Origin of the sequence: Streptomyces liangshanensis (assembly GCF_011694815.1) — a bacterium.
Taxonomy (GTDB): domain Bacteria; phylum Actinomycetota; class Actinomycetes; order Streptomycetales; family Streptomycetaceae; genus Streptomyces; species Streptomyces liangshanensis.
In genome coordinates, this window is the sequence record NZ_CP050177.1 from 5,231,198 (window position 1) to 5,247,398 (window position 16,201).

The following is a 16,201-nucleotide window of genomic DNA, read 5'->3' on the forward strand; positions in this document are numbered from 1 at the left end:
GTAACCCCCCTCGACCATCCCCCAAGGCTGCCCCACCAGCCGCCCCGCGCGTCCCGGCCGGATCCCCGACACCCCCCCACCCGGCCGGGGCGCGCTGAGTTGTACCGCCCGGCCTTCTCTCTCCCCCCGAGCCCCCGCCCCCCCTCGTCAGCCCTTGACCGCGCCCTGCATGATCCCGCCCACGATCTGCCGGCCGAAGACCACGAACGCCAGCAGCAGCGGCAGGGTGCCGAGCAGCGCGCCCGCCATGATCACCGACTGGTCGGGGACGTAGCCGCGCCCGAGGCCCGTCAGCGCCACCTGCACGGTCGGGTTGCCGCTCTGGGTCAGCGCGATGATCGGCCAGAAGAAGTCGTTCCAGGCCATCACGAAGGTCAGCATCCCCAGCACCGCCATCGCGGGCCGCGCGGCCGGGAACACGACGTGCCACATCACACGCCAACTGCCCGCGCCGTCCACCCGCGCCGCTTCGATCAGCTCGGTGGGCAGCGCGCCCGTCAGGTACTGCCGCATGAAGAACACCCCGAACGCGCTGACCAGACCGGGCAGGACCACCGACTGGAGCCGGTCCGTCCAGGACAGTTCGGCGATCAGCAGGTAGAGCGGGACGACGCTGAGCTGCGGCGGCACCATCATCGTGCCGATCACCAGCGCCAGCAGCGCGTTCCGGAAGCGGAAGCGCAGCTTGGCGAAGGCGAACCCGGCCAGCGTCGAGAAGAACACCGTCCCCGCCGCGACGCTGCCCGCGACGACGGTCGTGTTGATCAGGGCCGTACCGAGGTTCGCGTCCGTCCAGGCGATCTCCAGGTTCTCGAGCAGATGCCCGCCGAACCAGAACGGGGGTGGCGTCCTCGCCAGCCGCCCACTGGTCCCGGAGGCCGCGACCGCCGTCCAGACGAGCGGGAAGAGCGAGCCGGCCGCGAAGAGGATCAGCACGGCGTGCGCGACCCGGCCGCCGGTCAACTGCCGCTTCCCCTCGGTCGTACGGCTCATCGTTCCCCGCCCCCTCCGGTCAACCGCCGCGCGACGAGCCAGTTCACCGCGCCGACCACCAGCAGGATCAGGAACATCGCCCAGGCGATCGCCGAGGCCCGGCCGAGGTGGAGGTTCACCCAGCCCTGCTCGTACAGGTAGAGCCCGAGGGTCTGGTACTGGTGGTTCACCCCGCCCGTCGCGCCCGCGCCGCCGTTGAAGAGCAGCGGCTCGCCGAACAACTGGGTGGCGCCGATCGTCGAGACCACACACGTGAAGAGGATGGTCGGCCGCAGCGACGGCACGGTGACGTGCACGAACTGCTGCCACCGCGACGCCCCGTCCAGGGCCGCCGACTCGTACAGGTCACCGGGGACGGACTGCATGGCCGCCAGGTAGATCAGCGCGTTGTAGCCGGTCCACCGCCAGACGACGATCGTGGAGACGGCGATACGGGAGGTCCAGTCGCCGTTCTGCCAGTCGACCGCGTCGAGACCGGCCAGCCCCAGCGCCCAGTTGATCAGCCCGTGGTCGCGGCCGAAGAGCAGCACGAAGACGAGGGTCGCGGCGGCGACCGAGGTGGCGTACGGCGTGAGCACGGCGACCCGGAAGAACGCGGAGCCGCGCAGGCGGTGATCGAGCAGGTGCGCGAGGCCGAGCGCGATCAGCAGTTGGGGGACGGTGGAGAGCAGCCCGATGGTGACGGTGTTGGCCAGCGCGTTCCAGAAGAAGTCGTCGTCGAGCAGCCGGGAGAAGTTGCGCAGCCCCACCCACTCCCGCCGGCCGGGCGCGGTGAGTTCGACGCGGTGGAGCGCGGCCCAGCCGGTGTAGAGCAGGGGGAAGAGGCCGAAGACGGCGAAGAAGGTGAAGAACGGGGCGACGAAGACGTACGGGCTCCAGCGCAGGTCGCGGCGGTGCCGACGGCTGCGGCGCGCGCGCCGCCGTTCGTCCCGGAGGGACGCGTACCCCGCCCCGGGGGGAGCGGCGACGGACACCTCCCCGGCCACCGGGGCCACGTCACCCGGCGCCCCACCGGCCACCGGCGCCTCGCTCGTCACAGGTCCAGCGCGTTGTCGATGGCCTTCACGGCGGCCTCCCAGCCGTCGTCCGGGGACGTGCCCTTCTGGTCGACCTGGAGCATCCCGACGTCGGACAGGTTCTGGGCGATGAGCAGATCCTTCGGTCCGACGATCTGTACGGGGACGTTCCGCGCGGCGTCGGCGAAGATCCGCCCGATGGGCGCGTCGCCGAAGTACGGGTGCCGGGCGCCGGACACCACGGGCAGCGCGTACGCGGCCCGCGCGCTCGGGAAACTGCCCCGTTCGGCGAAGAGCGTCGCCTGCTGGGCGGGGGCCGTCAGCCAGGCGGCCAGCGCCGCGGCCTCCTTCGTGTGGCGCCCGGTCCTCGGCACCACGAGGAACGAGCCGCCCCAGTTGCCGGGACGCGGCGCGGCGGCCACGTCCCACCGGTCCCGGCCCGCCGCCCCGGCCTTGTCCTGGATGTAGCCGAGCATCCAGGCGGGGCAGGAGACGGTGGCGAAGGACGCGTTGGCGAAGCCCTGGTCCCACGCGGGCGTGAACTGCTGGAGCTTGGCGGTCAGCCCCGAGGCCGCGAAACGGGCGGCGGTGCGCCAGGCGTTCCGTACCGTCGTACTCGTGCGGTAGACGACCTTGCCGCGCCGGTCGTAGAAGCGGTACCGCTCGCTGCCGGTCACCGCGGCCATCACACCGCTCGCCGAGTCCACGAAGGCCGTGCCCCGGGGCGCCTTCGCCCGGTAGCGCTTCCCCGCGGCCAGGTACTTCCCCCAGTCGCCCGCCCACAGCCGCCCCACGGCCGCGCGGTCGGTGGGCAGGCCGGCGCGGGCGAACAGGTCCTTGCGGTAGCAGATGGCCTGCGGCCCGATGTCGGTGCCGAGGCCGAGGGTCCTGCCGTCGCGGTCGGTGGCCTGCGCCCACTTCCACGGCAGGAAGGCGCCCCGGTCCACCCCGGGGGTGGCGCCGAGGTCGACCAGCTTGCCGGCCTGCGTGGCGGTGACCTCGGCGATGTTGCTGACCTCGACGGCCTGGACGTCGGCGAGTCCGCTGCCGCTGCCGAGGTGGGTGAGGAGTTGCGGGTAGTAGTTCTCGTTGCGCTGGATGGACGTCTGCCGGACGGCGATGTCCGGATGGAGCGTCATGTACCGCTCGTAGAGGCCGGCTTCCTCGAACCCGAAGGACCCGAAGACCCCGACGGTGAGGGTCGTCCGCCCGTCGGAGGCCCCGCTCCCGCAGCCGGCCGCCGCCCCGGCCCCGAGGACGCAGGTGATCCCGAGGGCCGCCGCCCGACGGGACGTACGGCTGATCCGGATGCCCTTGCCGAGCCGGCGCACACGATCCTCCCGCGGCCATGGAGGTACGGGTACGGGGGAGCCCGCACCTTGCGCGCAGCGTCGCGGCTGCCCACCGGCCAGTCAAGGAACCGGGCGGGGGCAGCCGCGAAGATCACCCCTGCCCCCGCGCCTACACGGGCGGCGTGCCCGGCGGGGACGGGGCCGGAGGCGGGCTGGGCAGGGCGGGCCCGGGGTTCGGCGGGGTCTGCGGGGTGCCGCCGCCGTGCTTGCCGTCGTTCATCCCGACCAGCCGGGTCGTCAGCTTGTAGACCCCGAACGGCGGGAACAGGTCGACGCGGCGCGGATAGCCGCCCTGCGCGCACGGCACGCACAGCAGGGCGCGGCCGTCGGCATCCGTACGGACGGCGCCGACGGGGGCCCGCCAGCAGGCCTCGCAGGTACGGACATCCGTCTCCGACAGGGACGCCGGTAACGCGACGGTGACAGTCATGGGTGGTGCCTCCCGTTCTCGTGGATGGTCTCGTGGGTGGGGGAGCGCGGTCACAGGTCGGCCTCACGGCCCGGATCGGCGTCACGCTCCCGCTCGGCCCCCCGACGCGGCTCGCCCCCGGCCTGAGCCCCGAGCCCGGCGGCCTCCGCCCCCTCCGCCGTCCTCTCCGCCCCCGCCGCGCCTTCGCTCGCCGCGGCCCCGGCCTCGTCCGCCGTAGAACCGCGCTCGCCCGCGGTCGCCGCCCCGGCCTCCCCCCGTCCGTCCAGCTCGGCCCAGACGGTGTCGCCCCGGTCGGTGTGGGTGTGTCCGTACCGGTCCGCCGTCGCGAGCGCGGTGAGGATCGCGTTCCGCGTGGTCGGGCTCACCTGCACGGGGAGGTCGGCCTCGATCCGTACGGCACCGCCCTCGGTGCCCGTGATCCGCGGCTCGCCGCCGGTCGCGGCGGCGAGCATGCCGACCAGCGCGGCCGCCAGGATGTCCACAGTGGGCACAGCCCTCCCCTCGTGAGCGCTCGATCACGCCTCGTAATGCTGAGTATTCAGCTTTACCTGATGGGTTAGCTTTGTCAATGTCGACGCACACCACCCGGAGCCGCCCAAATGCCACGTGAGACGCCGTACTTGCAGGTCGCCGACGCGCTGCGGACCCGCATCAGGGCCGGCGAGTGGGCGCTGGGCGAGAAGCTGCCCAGCCGGGCCCGCTTCGCCGAGGAGTACGGGGTCGGCCAGTCCGTCGCGCAGCGCGCCATGGAGCGCCTCATCATCGAGGGCCTCCTCGAAGGCCGCGCCGGATCGGGTACGTACGTCAGGCGCCCGCGCGAGCGCCTGCGCATGGTCCGCTCCCGCCGCCGCGAACGCCGCGGCGGCAGCCCCTTCCTCGCGGACATGGAGGAGCGGCGCCGGGCCGGGTCGTGGGAGTCCCGCAGCAACGCCCGCGTACCGGCGCCCGAGCACATCGCGGAACGCCTCGCCATCGAGCCCGGGGACCCCTGCGTCCACACCATGTACGAGTTCCTGGGCGACGGCCTGCCCGTCCAGCTGTCCCAGTCCTGGGAGCCGATGGCCATCACCGACGGAACGCCGATCGTGCTCCCCGAGATGGGCCCGCACGCGGGCGCCGGGGTCGTCGAGCGGATGCGCTCCATCGGCGTCGACATCGACACGGCCGTGGAACTCCCGCGCCCGGCCCGCGCGACCCAGGAGCAGGCCAACCTCCTCGGCATCTCGGTGGGCGACCTCATCACGGAGATCGAGCGCACCTACTACGACACCGAAGGCCGCCCGGTCGAAACCGCGGACATCACCGTCGCGGACGTCCGCTGGGAGATCGCCTACGAAATCCCCATCGACCCTGCCACCTGAGCCCCCACGGGCCCGGTGACGCCGGCGCCCCGAAAGCCGGAAACGGCGAAGGCCCGGCCTGTTCTCACAGGTCGGGCCTTCGTCTTACAAGGGTGAGTAACGGGACTCGAACCCGCGACATCCTGGACCACAACCAGGTGCTCTACCAGCTGAGCTATACCCACCACGCCCGGTCTTCTTCCCTGACCGGCCGAGAAAAAGTGTACAGGGTCCGCGAGGGTGCTCGCGCCCGCTTTTCCGCGAGGTCGGCGGTGGGGTCAGTCCGCCTTGAGGACGTGCTTCGCCGCGATGTGCTTGGCCGTTTCCGAGTCCGGGCCCGGCTGCGGGACGAAGACCGCCTCGCGGTAGTAGCGCAGCTCCGCGATGGACTCGCGGATGTCCGCCAGGGCGCGGTGGTTGCCGTTCTTCTCCGGGCTGTTGAAGTACGCCCGGGGGTACCAGCGCCGCGCCAGCTCCTTCACCGACGACACGTCCACGATCCGGTAGTGGAGGTAGCCCTCCAGCGTCGGCATGTCCCGCAGGAGGAACCCGCGGTCGGTGCCGACCGTGTTCCCGCACAGCGGCGCCTTGCCGGGCTCCTTGACCTGCTCGCGGACGTACGCCAGCACCTGTTCCTCGGCCGCCGCCAGCGTCGTACCCGCCGCCAGCTCGTCGAGCAGGCCCGAGGTGGTGTGCATCTGCCGCACCACCTCGGGCATGGTCTCCAGCGCCTCGTCCGGCGGGCGGATCACGATGTCCACGCCGTCGCCGAGCACGTTCAGTTCCGAGTCGGTGACCAGCGCGGCCACCTCGATGAGTGCGTCTTCCGTCAACGAGAGCCCGGTCATCTCGCAGTCGATCCACACCATGCGGTCGTTCATGGGCCTTACCCTACGGGGCGCTCCGCTGGCCGGGCAGACTCGGACGTGCCGGACCTGCCGCGTACAGGTCCGAACCGGGCTTCCCCGGGTCCGGCACCGGTGCCGACGCCGACGCGTGACCCGGTGCGCCGGCCGCCGCCGCGGTCCGCCGGGACTGCACGGACGCCTGCGCCGGTACGACCGTCTCCGTGACCCCGTGGGACACGGGTTCGCCCTGTGGGCGGCGCGCCCGGTAGGCGGAGCGGTAGGCCGCCGGGGAGGACCCCAGCTGCCGCCGGAAGTGGCCGCGCAGCGCGACGGGGGAGCGGAAGCCGCAGCGGCCCGCCACCTCGTCGACCGAGTAGTCCGAGGTCTCCAGCAGCCGCTGTGCCTGGAGCACCCGCTGGGTGATCAGCCACTGGAGCGGCGCGCTGCCGGTCAGCGAGCGGAACCGCCGGTCGAAGGTCCGCCGGCTCATGTACGCGCGGGCCGCGAGCGTCTCCACGTCGAACTGCTCGTGCAGATGCTCCAGCGCCCAGGCCACCACCTCGGCCAGCGGGTCCGAGCCGATCTCCTCCGGCAGCGACCGGTCGAGATAGCGCTCCTGGCCACCACTGCGCCGCGGCGGCACCACCAGCCGGCGGGCGAGCGCGCCCGCGGCCTCGGCGCCGTGGTCCGTCCGGACTATGTGCAGGCACAGATCGATTCCGGCCGCCGTGCCGGCGGACGTCAGCACGTCCCCGTCGTCGACGAACAGCTCGCGCGGATCCACATGGACGGACGGGTAGCGCTTCGCCAGCGTCGGCGCGTACATCCAGTGCGTGGTCGCCGGCCGGCCGTCCAGCAGGCCCGCCGCGGCGAGCACGAACGCGCCGGTGCACAAGCCCACGATCCGCGCGCCCTCCTCGTGCGCCCGGCGTAGCGCGTCGAGCGCTTCCGGGGGCGGCGGCGAGGTGATGGACCGCCACGCCGGTACGACGACCGTGCCGGCTCTGCTGATGGCCTCCAGGCCGTACGGCGCGCTCAGTTCGAGTCCGCCGGTGGTCCGCAGCGGTCCTTCCTCCCCGGCACAGACCAACAGGCGGTAGCGCGGAACCCCGGCGTCCTGGCGGTCGATTCCGAACACGGAGAGGGGGATGGAACTCTCGAAGATGGGCCCCCCGCTGAAAAGCAGCACGGCGACAACTTCCCGGCGCCTGCGCCCGGAAAGCTTCCGTGCCGACTCCGGCGCGGCAGTGGAGTCCTGGCTCATGTCGCTAAGCCCCCCTCGGTGTTCGCGTCTCCCCGTTCTTGTCGGGCCTCTCGCTCCTGCACGATTCCCCTCGGTTCTGCACGGGTCCCCAGCCTTGGATCCTCATGATCGAATCTACTGTGTCCCGTGGTGCCGGCGTGACAAGTTCTCCCACCGGCGCTATGTCGACAAGGCAACTTGGCGCGAAGCATTCGATCACGAAGCGTTCCACTCGTGGGCCGCCCAGGGAAGTGGGCGTCGCGCGCATGGCCCGTCCCCGTAGGGTGCGGAGGACCGGTTCAGTCCTTTCTTCCCAGGTGGCAAGGGGGTTGACAGGCCATTTCGCCAAGAGTTCGGTTCATGCGCAAAGTTGGCCGAAAAGCGATGGGTGTGTCTGTACGAAGACCATCAGTCTCCCGGCGCACTCCCCTCACGCCCGCGCGACCCCCGGTGCGCCCCCTGTCGGCCACGCGCTCGGCCGCACGACCGACCGTACGCCCGCCGGTTTCCGGCCGTTCCGTACATTCCGGGCGCATGTGCCGCGACCGCTTCCCGGACGGTACGGGCCTCCCCTCCCCGTACGGTTGCCGCCTCCCCGTCCCGTACACCCGCCGCCCGCGCCTCCTCGGCGCGCAGCCGCGCCGCCGTCCGCTCGGAGCGGCGCAGCAGGAGCCGGCACGCGGCGGTCACCGCGGCGAGGCCGAACGCCGCGGAGGCGGTCCCTCCGAACGACGTTCCGTACACGCCGAGCACGACAGGGACCAGGAGGCAACTGAACGCCGCCCAGCGGAGAAGATCGTCCGCCGGCTCGGCGGGCGGCCGGGCGGCGGCCCGGGAGCGCGGCGGGCGCACGGTGCGGTCGCGGGTCCCGGCGGACGGGTCGGCGCGGTCCGGCCCCGCGGTGCCGGCGGGCGCCCCGGCGGACACCCGGAGGGACTGCGTGACGGTCGACGGTGCGGGCACGGGGGCTCCTTGGGGGCGGCGGCGTGGCCGATGGCCAACGAGGAGCGCGCCCGTCCGGTCACTCCGCGGCGCCCTTCCGCGGAAGGCTGTAGATGCCATCCGGCGTTGCGATCCTGGGCGCCCTCGTGCATGCTCCCTGAAACGCCGCGTAAGGGGCGGTGGACTCTGGGCACGAGAGGAGTGTCGCCGTACCCTTGGGGGTATGGAGTTGGGAAGATGATTCCCGGACACAGGTCCACCCGGACATCGGTCCACCCGGACCCAGCACCCGTCACAGCTCCGCGCGCCACGCCACTTGTTGATCCTTTCCCAAGAGGACCTCTTTCGCCGAGACACCAATGGCCGGTCACGAAATCCCTGAACCCGCGGACCGCAAGCAGGTAGCCGACCCCGTGTCGGACCCGCTGGCGGTGGAACAGACGCGCGCCTCCTGCGATCCCGCCTTCCGGCACGGAGTGGTCGTCGGCTTCGACGGCTCCACCTCCAGCGAGCGGGCGCTCGCGTACGCCATCGGCATGGCCCGGCGGCTCGGCTCCGGACTGATCATCGTCCATGTCGCCAACAGGCTCCCGACCACGGTGTGGGCGGGCTGTGAGCCCCCTGTGTTCGTGGACGTCCCCGACCACCGCACCGAGGTGCTCGGCCTCGAACTGGCCTGCGCGGACTACCTCGCCGAGGTGCCCTGGATCCTGGTCGAGCGCGGCGGTGACATCTGCCACGAACTCGAAGAGGTCGGCCAGGAGTACTCCGCCGACGCGATCGTCGTCGGCTCGACCCACGGCATCGTCGGCCGCATCTTCGGCTCGGTGGCCGGCCGCCTCGCACGCCGCGCGCAGCGGCCCGTGGTGGTCATTCCGTAAGCCCGCCGCCCCTTCCCCTCCGGTGGCCCGCGGAAACGCTGATCGATCGTCAACTACCTTCCCCCCGCCGTGAATTAAGTCACGCCCGAAGGTGAATTGTGCCCTTGTGAAGGGTACATAAAGGTCGCTGGGACCACAGCACCCGCACTTCGTGAAGGGAGCCCGCCGTGGACAATGACGTCTCCGCGGGAAGCGCAACTTCGACTTCGGTTCTCGGCCATCTCGCGCTGGGACTGACCCTGCTGGCCTTCGGAATCGGCCTCACCGACGTGGTCGACGGGGTGACGGCGGCGGACGCCGTCACCCTCGCCCTGTACGTCGGCGGGGTCGCGCTCTTCGTCGCGGGTCTGCTCGCCTTCCGGGCGGGCGACTCGTTCACCGGTACGGCCTTCGCGGGCCTCGGCGCCTTCTGGTTCACCTGGGGCATCGGCTCCGGCACCCAGGTCTCCGCCGACGCGGCCGGACTCTTCCTGATCCTGTGGGCGCTCCTGGCCCTCAGCCTCACCATAGGGGCCGCGGGCTCGGGCCCCCTCGTCCAGGGCACGTACGGGCTGCTGACCCTCGCGCTGCTGCTGCTCGGGGTCGCCCAGTTCGCGGACAGCGGGGGCCTGGGCAAGGTCGGCGGCTGGGTCGCCGCCCTCGCGGGCCTGGCATCCTGGTACGGCGCGACGGCCGCGCTCGCCAAGTGGCCGACCGCTCTGCCGCGTCGACGCGCTGCCGGCCGCGGTGTGACGGCCGCGGGCTGACGACCTGACGGTCCTCGGGCAGCGTACGGGGGGCCGGCGCCGGGCGTCGCCGACCCCCCACTCCACCGCGACCTGGGACTCCGTACGTCACCGGAGACCCCGCAGGCGTGACCCCGCAACCGGGACCCGCGGGCGTGTCCCCCCGAGGCGCGACTACTCCACCGTCACCGACTTCGCCAGGTTCCGGGGCTTGTCGATGTCCCGGCCCAGCGCCAGCGCCGTGTGGTACGCCAGCAACTGGAGCGGGATGCCCAGCAGGATCGGGTCGAGCTCCGTCTCGTTCTTCGGTACGACGATCGTGTGGTCGGCCTTCTCCTGCGGCTGGTGCGCCACCGCCAGGATCCGCCCGTCGCGCGCCTTGATCTCCTCCAGCGCCGCGCGGTTCTTCTCCAGCAGGTCGTCGTCCGGGACCACCGCCACCGTCGGCATCGCCGGCTCGATCAGCGCGAGCGGACCGTGCTTGAGCTCGGAGGCCGGATACGCCTCGGCGTGGATGTACGACACCTCCTTGAGCTTCAGCGACGCCTCGCGCGCCACGGGATAGCCCCGTACCCGCCCGATGAACATCATCGACTTCGCGTGCGCGTACTCGCCCGCCAGCTTCTCGATGTCGCCCTCCGTCGCGAGGATCTCGGCGATCTGGGCGGGCAGCTTCCGCAGCCCCGCGATGATCCGCTTGCCGTCGGCCACCGACAGGTCGCGGATCCGGCCCAGGTGCAGCGCCAGCAGCGCGAAGGACACGACGGTGTTGGTGAAGCACTTGGTGGAGACGACGCAGACCTCGGGGCCCGCGTGCACGTACACCCCGCCGTCGGTCTCCCGGGCGATCGCGGAACCGACCACGTTCACGACCCCCAGCACCCGCGCGCCCTTGCGCTTCAGCTCCTGGACGGCGGCCAGTACGTCGTACGTCTCGCCGGACTGGGACACCGCGACGTAGAGGGTGTCGGGGTCCACGACCGGGTTGCGGTAGCGGAACTCGGACGCCGGCTCCGCGTCCGCCGGGATCCGGGCCAGCTCCTCGATCAACTGCGCCCCGATCATGCCCGCGTGGTACGACGTGCCGCAGCCCAGGATCTTGATCCGGCGCACCCCGCGCGCCTCACGGGCGTCGAGGTTGAGCCCGCCCAGGTGGACCGTGGAGAAGCGGTCGTCGATCCGCCCGCGCAGCACCCGGTCCACCGCCTCGGGCTGCTCCGAGATCTCCTTGTGCATGTACGTGTCGTGGCCGCCCATGTCGTACGACTCGGCCTCCCACTCCACGGTGGTCGGCGTCGCCGACGTACGGGAGCCCTCGGTCGTGTACGTACGGAAGTCGTCGGCCTTGAGGGTGGCCATCTCGCCGTCGTCGAGGGTGACGACCTGGCGGGTGTGGGAGACGAGCGCGGCGACGTCGGACGCGACGAACATCTCCTTCTCGCCGATGCCGAGGACGACGGGGGAGCCGTTGCGGGCGACCACGATGCGGTCCGGGAAGTCGGCGTGCAGCACGGCGATGCCGTACGTGCCCTCGATCAGCCGGAGAGCCTGGCGGACCTTCTCCTCCAGCGTCTCGGCCGGCGAGCGGGCGATCAGGTGCGTCAGCACCTCGGTGTCGGTCTCGGAGGCGAACACCACCCCGTCGGCCTCCAGCTTCACGCGCAGCTCGGAGGCGTTGTCGATGATGCCGTTGTGGACGAGCGCGACCTTGCCCTCGCCGTCCAGGTGGGGGTGCGCGTTGTGGTCGCTGGGGGCGCCGTGCGTGGCCCAGCGGGTGTGCGCGATGCCGGTCGTACCGGCGAACCGCTTGGGGACCCGGGCCTCCAGCTCGCGGACGCGGCCCTTGGCCTTGACCATCCTGAGCGTGGCGGCCTTGCCCGCGGCGGGCTTGCCGGTGATGACGATGCCGGCCGAGTCGTACCCCCGGTACTCCAGTCGCTGCAAGCCCTCCAGCAGCAGTGGCGCGACGTCCCGCTTTCCGATGTAACCGACGATTCCGCACATGACAGTCTCTGCCCCTCCTGATCGTGTGGTCCGCCCGGCCGCCGAGTCGTACCGGCCCGCCTCAGCCGTAGACGATGCGGCGCAGCTGGCGGAGCGACAGCTCCGGAGGTGCCACCGCGCGGTACGGCAGCTCGGCCGCGATCCGCTCGAAGATCTCCGTGTTCACCGCGCCGCCGGCCTGGAGCTCCCGGTGGCGGCGGCGGACGTAGTCCTCGGTCGTCTCGTCGAAGTAGGCCAGCACGTCGAGGATCACCCTGGCGGCCTCGCCGCGCTGGAGCGCGGTGCTGCGGATCAGGTGGTCGATGAGGTCGTCGTGCGACGGGCGTCGTTCGAGCACCCGTTGATACTGCTGGTGCGGGCCGCCGTACGCAACATTTCTGCCCGGAATCGGGCAGGATGAGGCCGGAGTCTCGCTGTGGGTGATCCCCGGGGTAGTGATTCCGGCGGCGATGATCCCCGGGGGCGGGGGTGGTGATCAGAGTCTCTTGAGGACGGCCTGCTTGGCGGTGGCGAACTCTTCGGCGGTGAGAATCCCGGCCTGGTGCAGATCGCCCAGCTCACGGAGCCGGCGCAGCAGGACGTCATGATCGTCGCCGGTCGTCTCCGCCGCTTCCCCGGCCGGTCCCCCCGGCCCGGTCGCGGCCGTCGCCGCCGTCGCCGCCAGGGGGAGACCCGTGGCCTCTGCGGGCGACGGCTCCCGCTCCGTCCCCTTCGCCCCCTCCAGGGTCTTCTTCGCCCCGGCCCCCGCCGGCCGGTTCGGGTGCGGCAGCCTCGCCACCACCGCGGCCCCGACCAGGGCCATCAGTGGGTCCTTCCGGAACCCCCACAGCTCCACCGCGTACGGGTCGTACTTGGGCGGGGTGGCCGGGGACGACCCGGCCGTACGGAACCGCAGGTAGCCGTTCTCCAGGCCGGCGCTCGGCCGCCACTCCACCGACTCGACCTCGCCCAGCGCGAGCGTGCGGGTGCCGCCGGACGACTTGGACTCCTCCGTCTTCCAGTTCCACTCCAGCCGGATCCGCTCGCCGTCGAAGGTGACCGTCGCGTCGCCCGCGCCGACGGTGATCGGCAGGGCGGGGCCCGGCAGGAGGTAGCGCTCGACGGGACCGGTGGGGACCTGGTCCAGGAGGAGGGCGTTGCGCACCTCGTCCACCAGGTACTCCGCGACACCCGCGCGGTCGCCCTCCACGCTCAGTTGGAACGGGTCGGCCGCGTCGCCCAGCTTGCCGCCGCCGATCCGCAGCAGCGGGTCCGCGCCGTCCCGCAGCCGCAGTCTCAACCGCCCCGACTTACGGCCCGCTTCGAACGACACACCGGCCAACGCCCCCAGCGGGACGGCGACTTCGCCGAGGGTCTTGCGGAGCAGACTCACGCCCTTGTCCGTGCCGGGCACGATGCGGACCGTGTCGCCGTCGAAGGTCCAGGTGCCGTCCTTCTGGATGATTTCCGCCATGCCGTGATTGTTCCATCACGGTCCGGCACGGGCACTACGTCTTGACCGCCGCCGTTATGGGCGGTTCCCATGGAGGAGTTCGGCCGTCCGCACCCCCACAGGTGAGTACCTCGTCGCCCTGTCGAAGGGACACCTTTGTGAGACAGCACAGAACGTTGCCCCGGTTGTTCGGATCGCTCCTCCTTGTCGTGGCCGCCGGGATCTCCTCCGTCGCCGCCGCGCCGGCGCCCTCCGAACGGTCCGCCACTCCTCCTCCCGCCCCCCGGGCTCCCACCATCCGCCCGCTGGGTGACGTCGTCCCCGTACCGGCGTCCGTCCGGCCGGGCGGCTCGCCGTACACCATCACCCCCTTCACCTGGATCGGGGTGGTCGCCTCCCCGGGGCAGGCCCGGGCGGCGCGCTCGGTCGGCACGTACCTGGCCGGTGTGCTGCGCCCCTCCACCGGATACGCGCTGCCGGTCGTCCCCGACCCGGGGATCGGCCCCGGAGGCGGCATCCGCCTGCGTCTGGCCACCGGCTCGGGACCCGACTCCCGCTCCGCTGACCGGGACCTCGGGGAGGAGGGCTACCGCCTGGAGTCCGGGCGCGGCGGCGTCACGATCACCGCGTACCGCCCCGCCGGCCTCTTCCACGGCGTGCAGACCCTGCGCCAACTGCTCCCCGCCGCCGTCGAGAAGAGCAGCCGGCAGAGCGGCCCGTGGAAGGTCGCGGGCGGCACGATCACGGACACCCCGCGGTACGCGTACCGCGGCGCGATGCTCGACGTCTCGCGGCACTTCTTCACAGTCGCCCAAGTGAAGCGCTACATCGACCAGTTGGCGCTCTACAAGGTCAACACCCTGCATCTGCACCTCTCCGACGACCAGGGGTGGCGCATCGCGATCGACTCCTGGCCGCGCCTGGCGACGTACGGCGGTTCCACCCAGGTCGGCGGCGGCCCGGGCGGCTACTACACCAAGGCGCAGTACCGGGAGTTGGTCTCCTACGCGGCCTCGCGCCACCTGGAGGTCGTCCCCGAGGTCGACATGCCGGGCCACACGAACGCGGCGCTCGCCTCGTACGCGCAACTGAACTGCGACGGCGTCGCCCCGCCGCTCTACACCGGCATCCAGGTCGGGTTCAGCTCGCTGTGCGTGCCGAAGGAGGTGACGTACGACTTCGTGGACGACGTGGTCCGCGAACTGGCCGCGCTCACGCCCGGCCGGTACCTCCACATCGGCGGCGACGAGACGCACGCCACCAGCCACGCGGACTACGTGACCTTCATGGAGCGGGCGCAGGCCGTCGTGGCGAAGTACGGGAAGACGGTGATGGGTTGGCACGAGCTGACCGGCGCCCACCCCGTCGAGGGGGCCGTCGCGCAGTACTGGGGCCGCGACCGTACGAGTGCCTCCGTGCGCGAACAGGTCGCGGCGGCGGCGAAGGCCGGCACGCGGCTGGTGCTCTCGCCGGCGGACCGGGTCTACCTGGACATGAAGTACGACCCGTCGACCGTGCTCGGCCAGACCTGGGCCGGGTACATCGAGGTGGACCGGGCGTACGACTGGGACCCGGCGACGTACCTCGCCGCCTCGGGGGTGCCGTCGGACGCGATCCTCGGTGTGGAGGCGCCCGTATGGACGGAGACGCTCTCGACGAGCGACCACCTGGAGACCATGACGTTCCCGAGGCTCCAGGGGGTGGCCGAACTGGGCTGGTCCCCGGCGTCCACGCACGACTGGTCGGCCTTCAAGGCCCGACTGGCGTCCCAGGGCCCCCGGATGGAGGCACTGGGCATCGACTACTACCGCTCCCCGCAGGTGCCGTGGTCGGCGGAGTGAGTTCCGCGTCCTGAGCTGAGGAGGAACAGGGTGACGGGGGCAAAGCGCCACACCCCCCGTCACCCACTCCGCCCCTCCACCACGAGCCGACCGGTGAACCCCGCACGACACAGCCGCTCGTACGCACCCGTCACCTCCCCGGGGACAACCTGAGGCGTCATGAACCCCCGCCCCGGATAGACCAACAACCGCTGCAACGCCCCGACGAGCATGTCGATCACCAACCGCTCGTCCCCGATCGAGGCCACGTACTCCTCGAAGGACAGAGGACTCGACGCACTCACGAGGTCCACCCCGGGCCACAACTTGCTCGCAGTGGCATACACGCGCCGCTCCTCGTACGGCTTGCTGACCAACAGCACGGACGAAACCTCAACGCCCGCCTCCTCCAACAGAGCCCGCGAGAAGCGGATGTTCTCCCCCGTGTTACGCGCACGGTTCTCCACCAACACGTCCGCCCCGGCCACCCCGAGCGCAAGCGCCCGCTCCCGATAGTGGACGGCTTCACCACGAGGCATGCGCTCCCGCGTGGTCGGACTCGTCGCACCGGTGAACACGATGAGCGGCGCCATCCCCCGCCGATAGAGCCCCACAGCGGCATCGGCCACCCCCAGGTCATGGCTCCCCAGCCCCACGACCACCGAACAGGCCCGCGGCTCATGCCCCATGAGGTGATAACCCCACACGCACCGCGCATCCGCCCAGTCCTGCGCCGAGATCAATTCGCCTCCTGACAGCGGGGGTTGCGTGCCATGATCGGGTGGGTACGGAGCCCGACCGACTGGAAGGACGCCATGCCCGCCTATGCCATAGCTCACCTGCAAGAGGCCGCACCCGTGCCTGAGATTCTCGAGTACATCGAGCGTGTCGCCGGCACCTTCGAGCCGTACGGTGGGCGATTCCTTGTGCACGCCGCGCAGCACGAGGTGAAGGAGGGGAGCTGGCCCGGGCACGTCGTGGTCATCGGCTTTCCCGGGATCGCGGAGGCGCGGGACTGGTGGGACTCGGCCGCGTACCAGGAGATCGCGCCCCTGCGCTCGCGGCACATCAAGGGCGACATCATCCTGGTCGAGGGCGTTCCCGAGGGGTACGACCCGGCTGTCACCGCCCGCGCCATGCGGGAAGCGTTGCCTGCCGAGTAGGTCGCGGGGATG

General features: G+C 71.7%; 17 protein-coding genes and 1 tRNA gene. 5 read left to right on the forward strand and 13 right to left on the reverse strand.

Annotation, left to right across the window (positions count from 1 at the left end; translation table 11 throughout):
• Positions 1–147: 147 nt before the first annotated feature.
• The 5 genes from HA039_RS22670 to HA039_RS22690 form a co-directional block, all read right to left on the reverse strand.
• A complete protein-coding gene (locus HA039_RS22670; protein WP_167032837.1) occupies positions 148–993 on the reverse strand; it encodes a carbohydrate ABC transporter permease in 846 nt (281 codons plus the stop codon).
• On the reverse strand, positions 990–1,988 hold the full coding sequence (locus tag HA039_RS22675; protein WP_425086423.1) for a carbohydrate ABC transporter permease: 999 nt from the start codon (positions 1,986–1,988) through the stop codon (positions 990–992). The genes HA039_RS22670 and HA039_RS22675 overlap by 4 nt, the downstream gene beginning before the upstream one ends.
• Before the next feature lie 38 nt (positions 1,989–2,026).
• Positions 2,027–3,340, reverse strand: coding sequence for an ABC transporter substrate-binding protein (locus tag HA039_RS22680; protein WP_425086373.1), 1,314 nt, complete (start codon positions 3,338–3,340; stop codon positions 2,027–2,029).
• Positions 3,341–3,470: 130 nt separating this feature from the next.
• Complete coding sequence (locus tag HA039_RS22685; protein ID WP_167032839.1) at positions 3,471–3,791, reverse strand: hypothetical protein; 321 nt, start codon at positions 3,789–3,791, stop codon at positions 3,471–3,473.
• A 50-nt stretch (positions 3,792–3,841) separates the two neighbouring features.
• Positions 3,842–4,282: a hypothetical protein gene (locus HA039_RS22690; protein WP_167032841.1), complete on the reverse strand. Its 441-nt coding sequence runs from the start codon at positions 4,280–4,282 to the stop codon at positions 3,842–3,844.
• Positions 4,283–4,390: 108 nt separating this feature from the next.
• Between HA039_RS22690 and HA039_RS22695 the strand changes: the two genes are divergently transcribed.
• Positions 4,391–5,152, forward strand: a complete 762-nt coding sequence (locus HA039_RS22695; RefSeq protein WP_167032843.1) for a GntR family transcriptional regulator — start codon at positions 4,391–4,393, stop codon at positions 5,150–5,152.
• Between the two features lie 91 nt (positions 5,153–5,243).
• Here the strand turns inward: HA039_RS22695 and HA039_RS22700 are convergent.
• The 4 genes from HA039_RS22700 to HA039_RS22715 form a co-directional block, all read right to left on the reverse strand.
• Positions 5,244–5,316: transfer RNA gene (locus HA039_RS22700), tRNA-His, on the reverse strand.
• Positions 5,317–5,409: 93 nt separating this feature from the next.
• On the reverse strand, positions 5,410–6,012 hold the full coding sequence (orn, locus tag HA039_RS22705; RefSeq protein WP_167032845.1) for an oligoribonuclease: 603 nt from the start codon (positions 6,010–6,012) through the stop codon (positions 5,410–5,412).
• Positions 6,013–6,022: 10 nt separating this feature from the next.
• Positions 6,023–7,243, reverse strand: a complete 1,221-nt coding sequence (locus tag HA039_RS22710; RefSeq protein ID WP_167032847.1) for a GlxA family transcriptional regulator — start codon at positions 7,241–7,243, stop codon at positions 6,023–6,025.
• Between the two features lie 387 nt (positions 7,244–7,630).
• Positions 7,631–8,185: a hypothetical protein gene (locus HA039_RS22715; RefSeq protein ID WP_341830033.1), complete on the reverse strand. Its 555-nt coding sequence runs from the start codon at positions 8,183–8,185 to the stop codon at positions 7,631–7,633.
• Positions 8,186–8,523: 338 nt separating this feature from the next.
• On the opposite strand from HA039_RS22715, the gene HA039_RS22720 reads away from it, so the two are divergent.
• Positions 8,524–9,045 carry a universal stress protein gene (locus HA039_RS22720; RefSeq protein ID WP_161306639.1) on the forward strand — a complete coding sequence of 174 codons (522 nt, stop codon included), beginning with the start codon at positions 8,524–8,526 and terminating at the stop codon, positions 9,043–9,045.
• A 167-nt stretch (positions 9,046–9,212) separates the two neighbouring features.
• A complete protein-coding gene (locus HA039_RS22725) occupies positions 9,213–9,791 on the forward strand; it encodes an acetate uptake transporter (protein ID WP_167032849.1) in 579 nt (192 codons plus the stop codon).
• 153 nt (positions 9,792–9,944) lie between these two features.
• Here HA039_RS22725 and glmS read toward each other — a convergent pair whose 3' ends face one another.
• From glmS to HA039_RS22740, 3 genes are all read right to left on the reverse strand, one after another.
• Positions 9,945–11,774 carry a glutamine--fructose-6-phosphate transaminase (isomerizing) gene (glmS, locus tag HA039_RS22730; protein ID WP_167032851.1) on the reverse strand — a complete coding sequence of 610 codons (1,830 nt, stop codon included), beginning with the start codon at positions 11,772–11,774 and terminating at the stop codon, positions 9,945–9,947.
• Positions 11,775–11,835: 61 nt separating this feature from the next.
• Positions 11,836–12,111, reverse strand: coding sequence for a hypothetical protein (locus tag HA039_RS22735; protein ID WP_167032853.1), 276 nt, complete (start codon positions 12,109–12,111; stop codon positions 11,836–11,838).
• A gap of 138 nt (positions 12,112–12,249) precedes the next feature.
• Positions 12,250–13,227, reverse strand: a complete 978-nt coding sequence (locus HA039_RS22740) for a DUF4429 domain-containing protein (protein WP_167032863.1) — start codon at positions 13,225–13,227, stop codon at positions 12,250–12,252.
• Between the two features lie 137 nt (positions 13,228–13,364).
• On the opposite strand from HA039_RS22740, the gene HA039_RS22745 reads away from it, so the two are divergent.
• Positions 13,365–15,047 (forward strand): beta-N-acetylhexosaminidase, encoded by a 1,683-nt coding sequence (locus HA039_RS22745; RefSeq protein ID WP_243869668.1) that lies wholly within the window; start codon positions 13,365–13,367, stop codon positions 15,045–15,047.
• 59 nt (positions 15,048–15,106) lie between these two features.
• Here the strand turns inward: HA039_RS22745 and HA039_RS22750 are convergent, their stop codons facing one another.
• Entirely contained in the window at positions 15,107–15,769 is a 663-nt protein-coding gene (locus tag HA039_RS22750) for a YdcF family protein (RefSeq protein ID WP_167032867.1), read from the reverse strand.
• Between the two features lie 72 nt (positions 15,770–15,841).
• Here HA039_RS22750 and HA039_RS22755 point away from each other — a divergent pair, with 72 nt between their 5' ends.
• Positions 15,842–16,189 (forward strand): DUF1330 domain-containing protein, encoded by a 348-nt coding sequence (locus HA039_RS22755; protein ID WP_167032869.1) that lies wholly within the window; start codon positions 15,842–15,844, stop codon positions 16,187–16,189.
• Positions 16,190–16,201 lie beyond the last annotated feature (12 nt).

Bases quoted from the DNA above. Each gene is read 5' to 3' on its own strand.
- orn (WP_167032845.1), bottom strand. From the start codon at position 6,012: ATGAACGACCGCATGGTGTGGATCGACTGCGAGATGACCGGGCTCTCG.
- HA039_RS22710 (WP_167032847.1), bottom strand. From the start codon at position 7,243: ATGAGCCAGGACTCCACTGCCGCGCCGGAGTCGGCACGGAAGCTTTCC.
- HA039_RS22755 (WP_167032869.1), top strand. From the start codon at position 15,842: ATGCCCGCCTATGCCATAGCTCACCTGCAAGAGGCCGCACCCGTGCCT.
- HA039_RS22670 (WP_167032837.1), bottom strand. From the start codon at position 993: ATGAGCCGTACGACCGAGGGGAAGCGGCAGTTGACCGGCGGCCGGGTC.
- HA039_RS22695 (WP_167032843.1), top strand. From the start codon at position 4,391: ATGCCACGTGAGACGCCGTACTTGCAGGTCGCCGACGCGCTGCGGACC.
- HA039_RS22720 (WP_161306639.1), top strand. From the start codon at position 8,524: ATGGCCGGTCACGAAATCCCTGAACCCGCGGACCGCAAGCAGGTAGCC.
- glmS (WP_167032851.1), bottom strand. From the start codon at position 11,774: ATGTGCGGAATCGTCGGTTACATCGGAAAGCGGGACGTCGCGCCACTG.
- HA039_RS22685 (WP_167032839.1), bottom strand. From the start codon at position 3,791: ATGACTGTCACCGTCGCGTTACCGGCGTCCCTGTCGGAGACGGATGTC.
- HA039_RS22740 (WP_167032863.1), bottom strand. From the start codon at position 13,227: ATGGCGGAAATCATCCAGAAGGACGGCACCTGGACCTTCGACGGCGAC.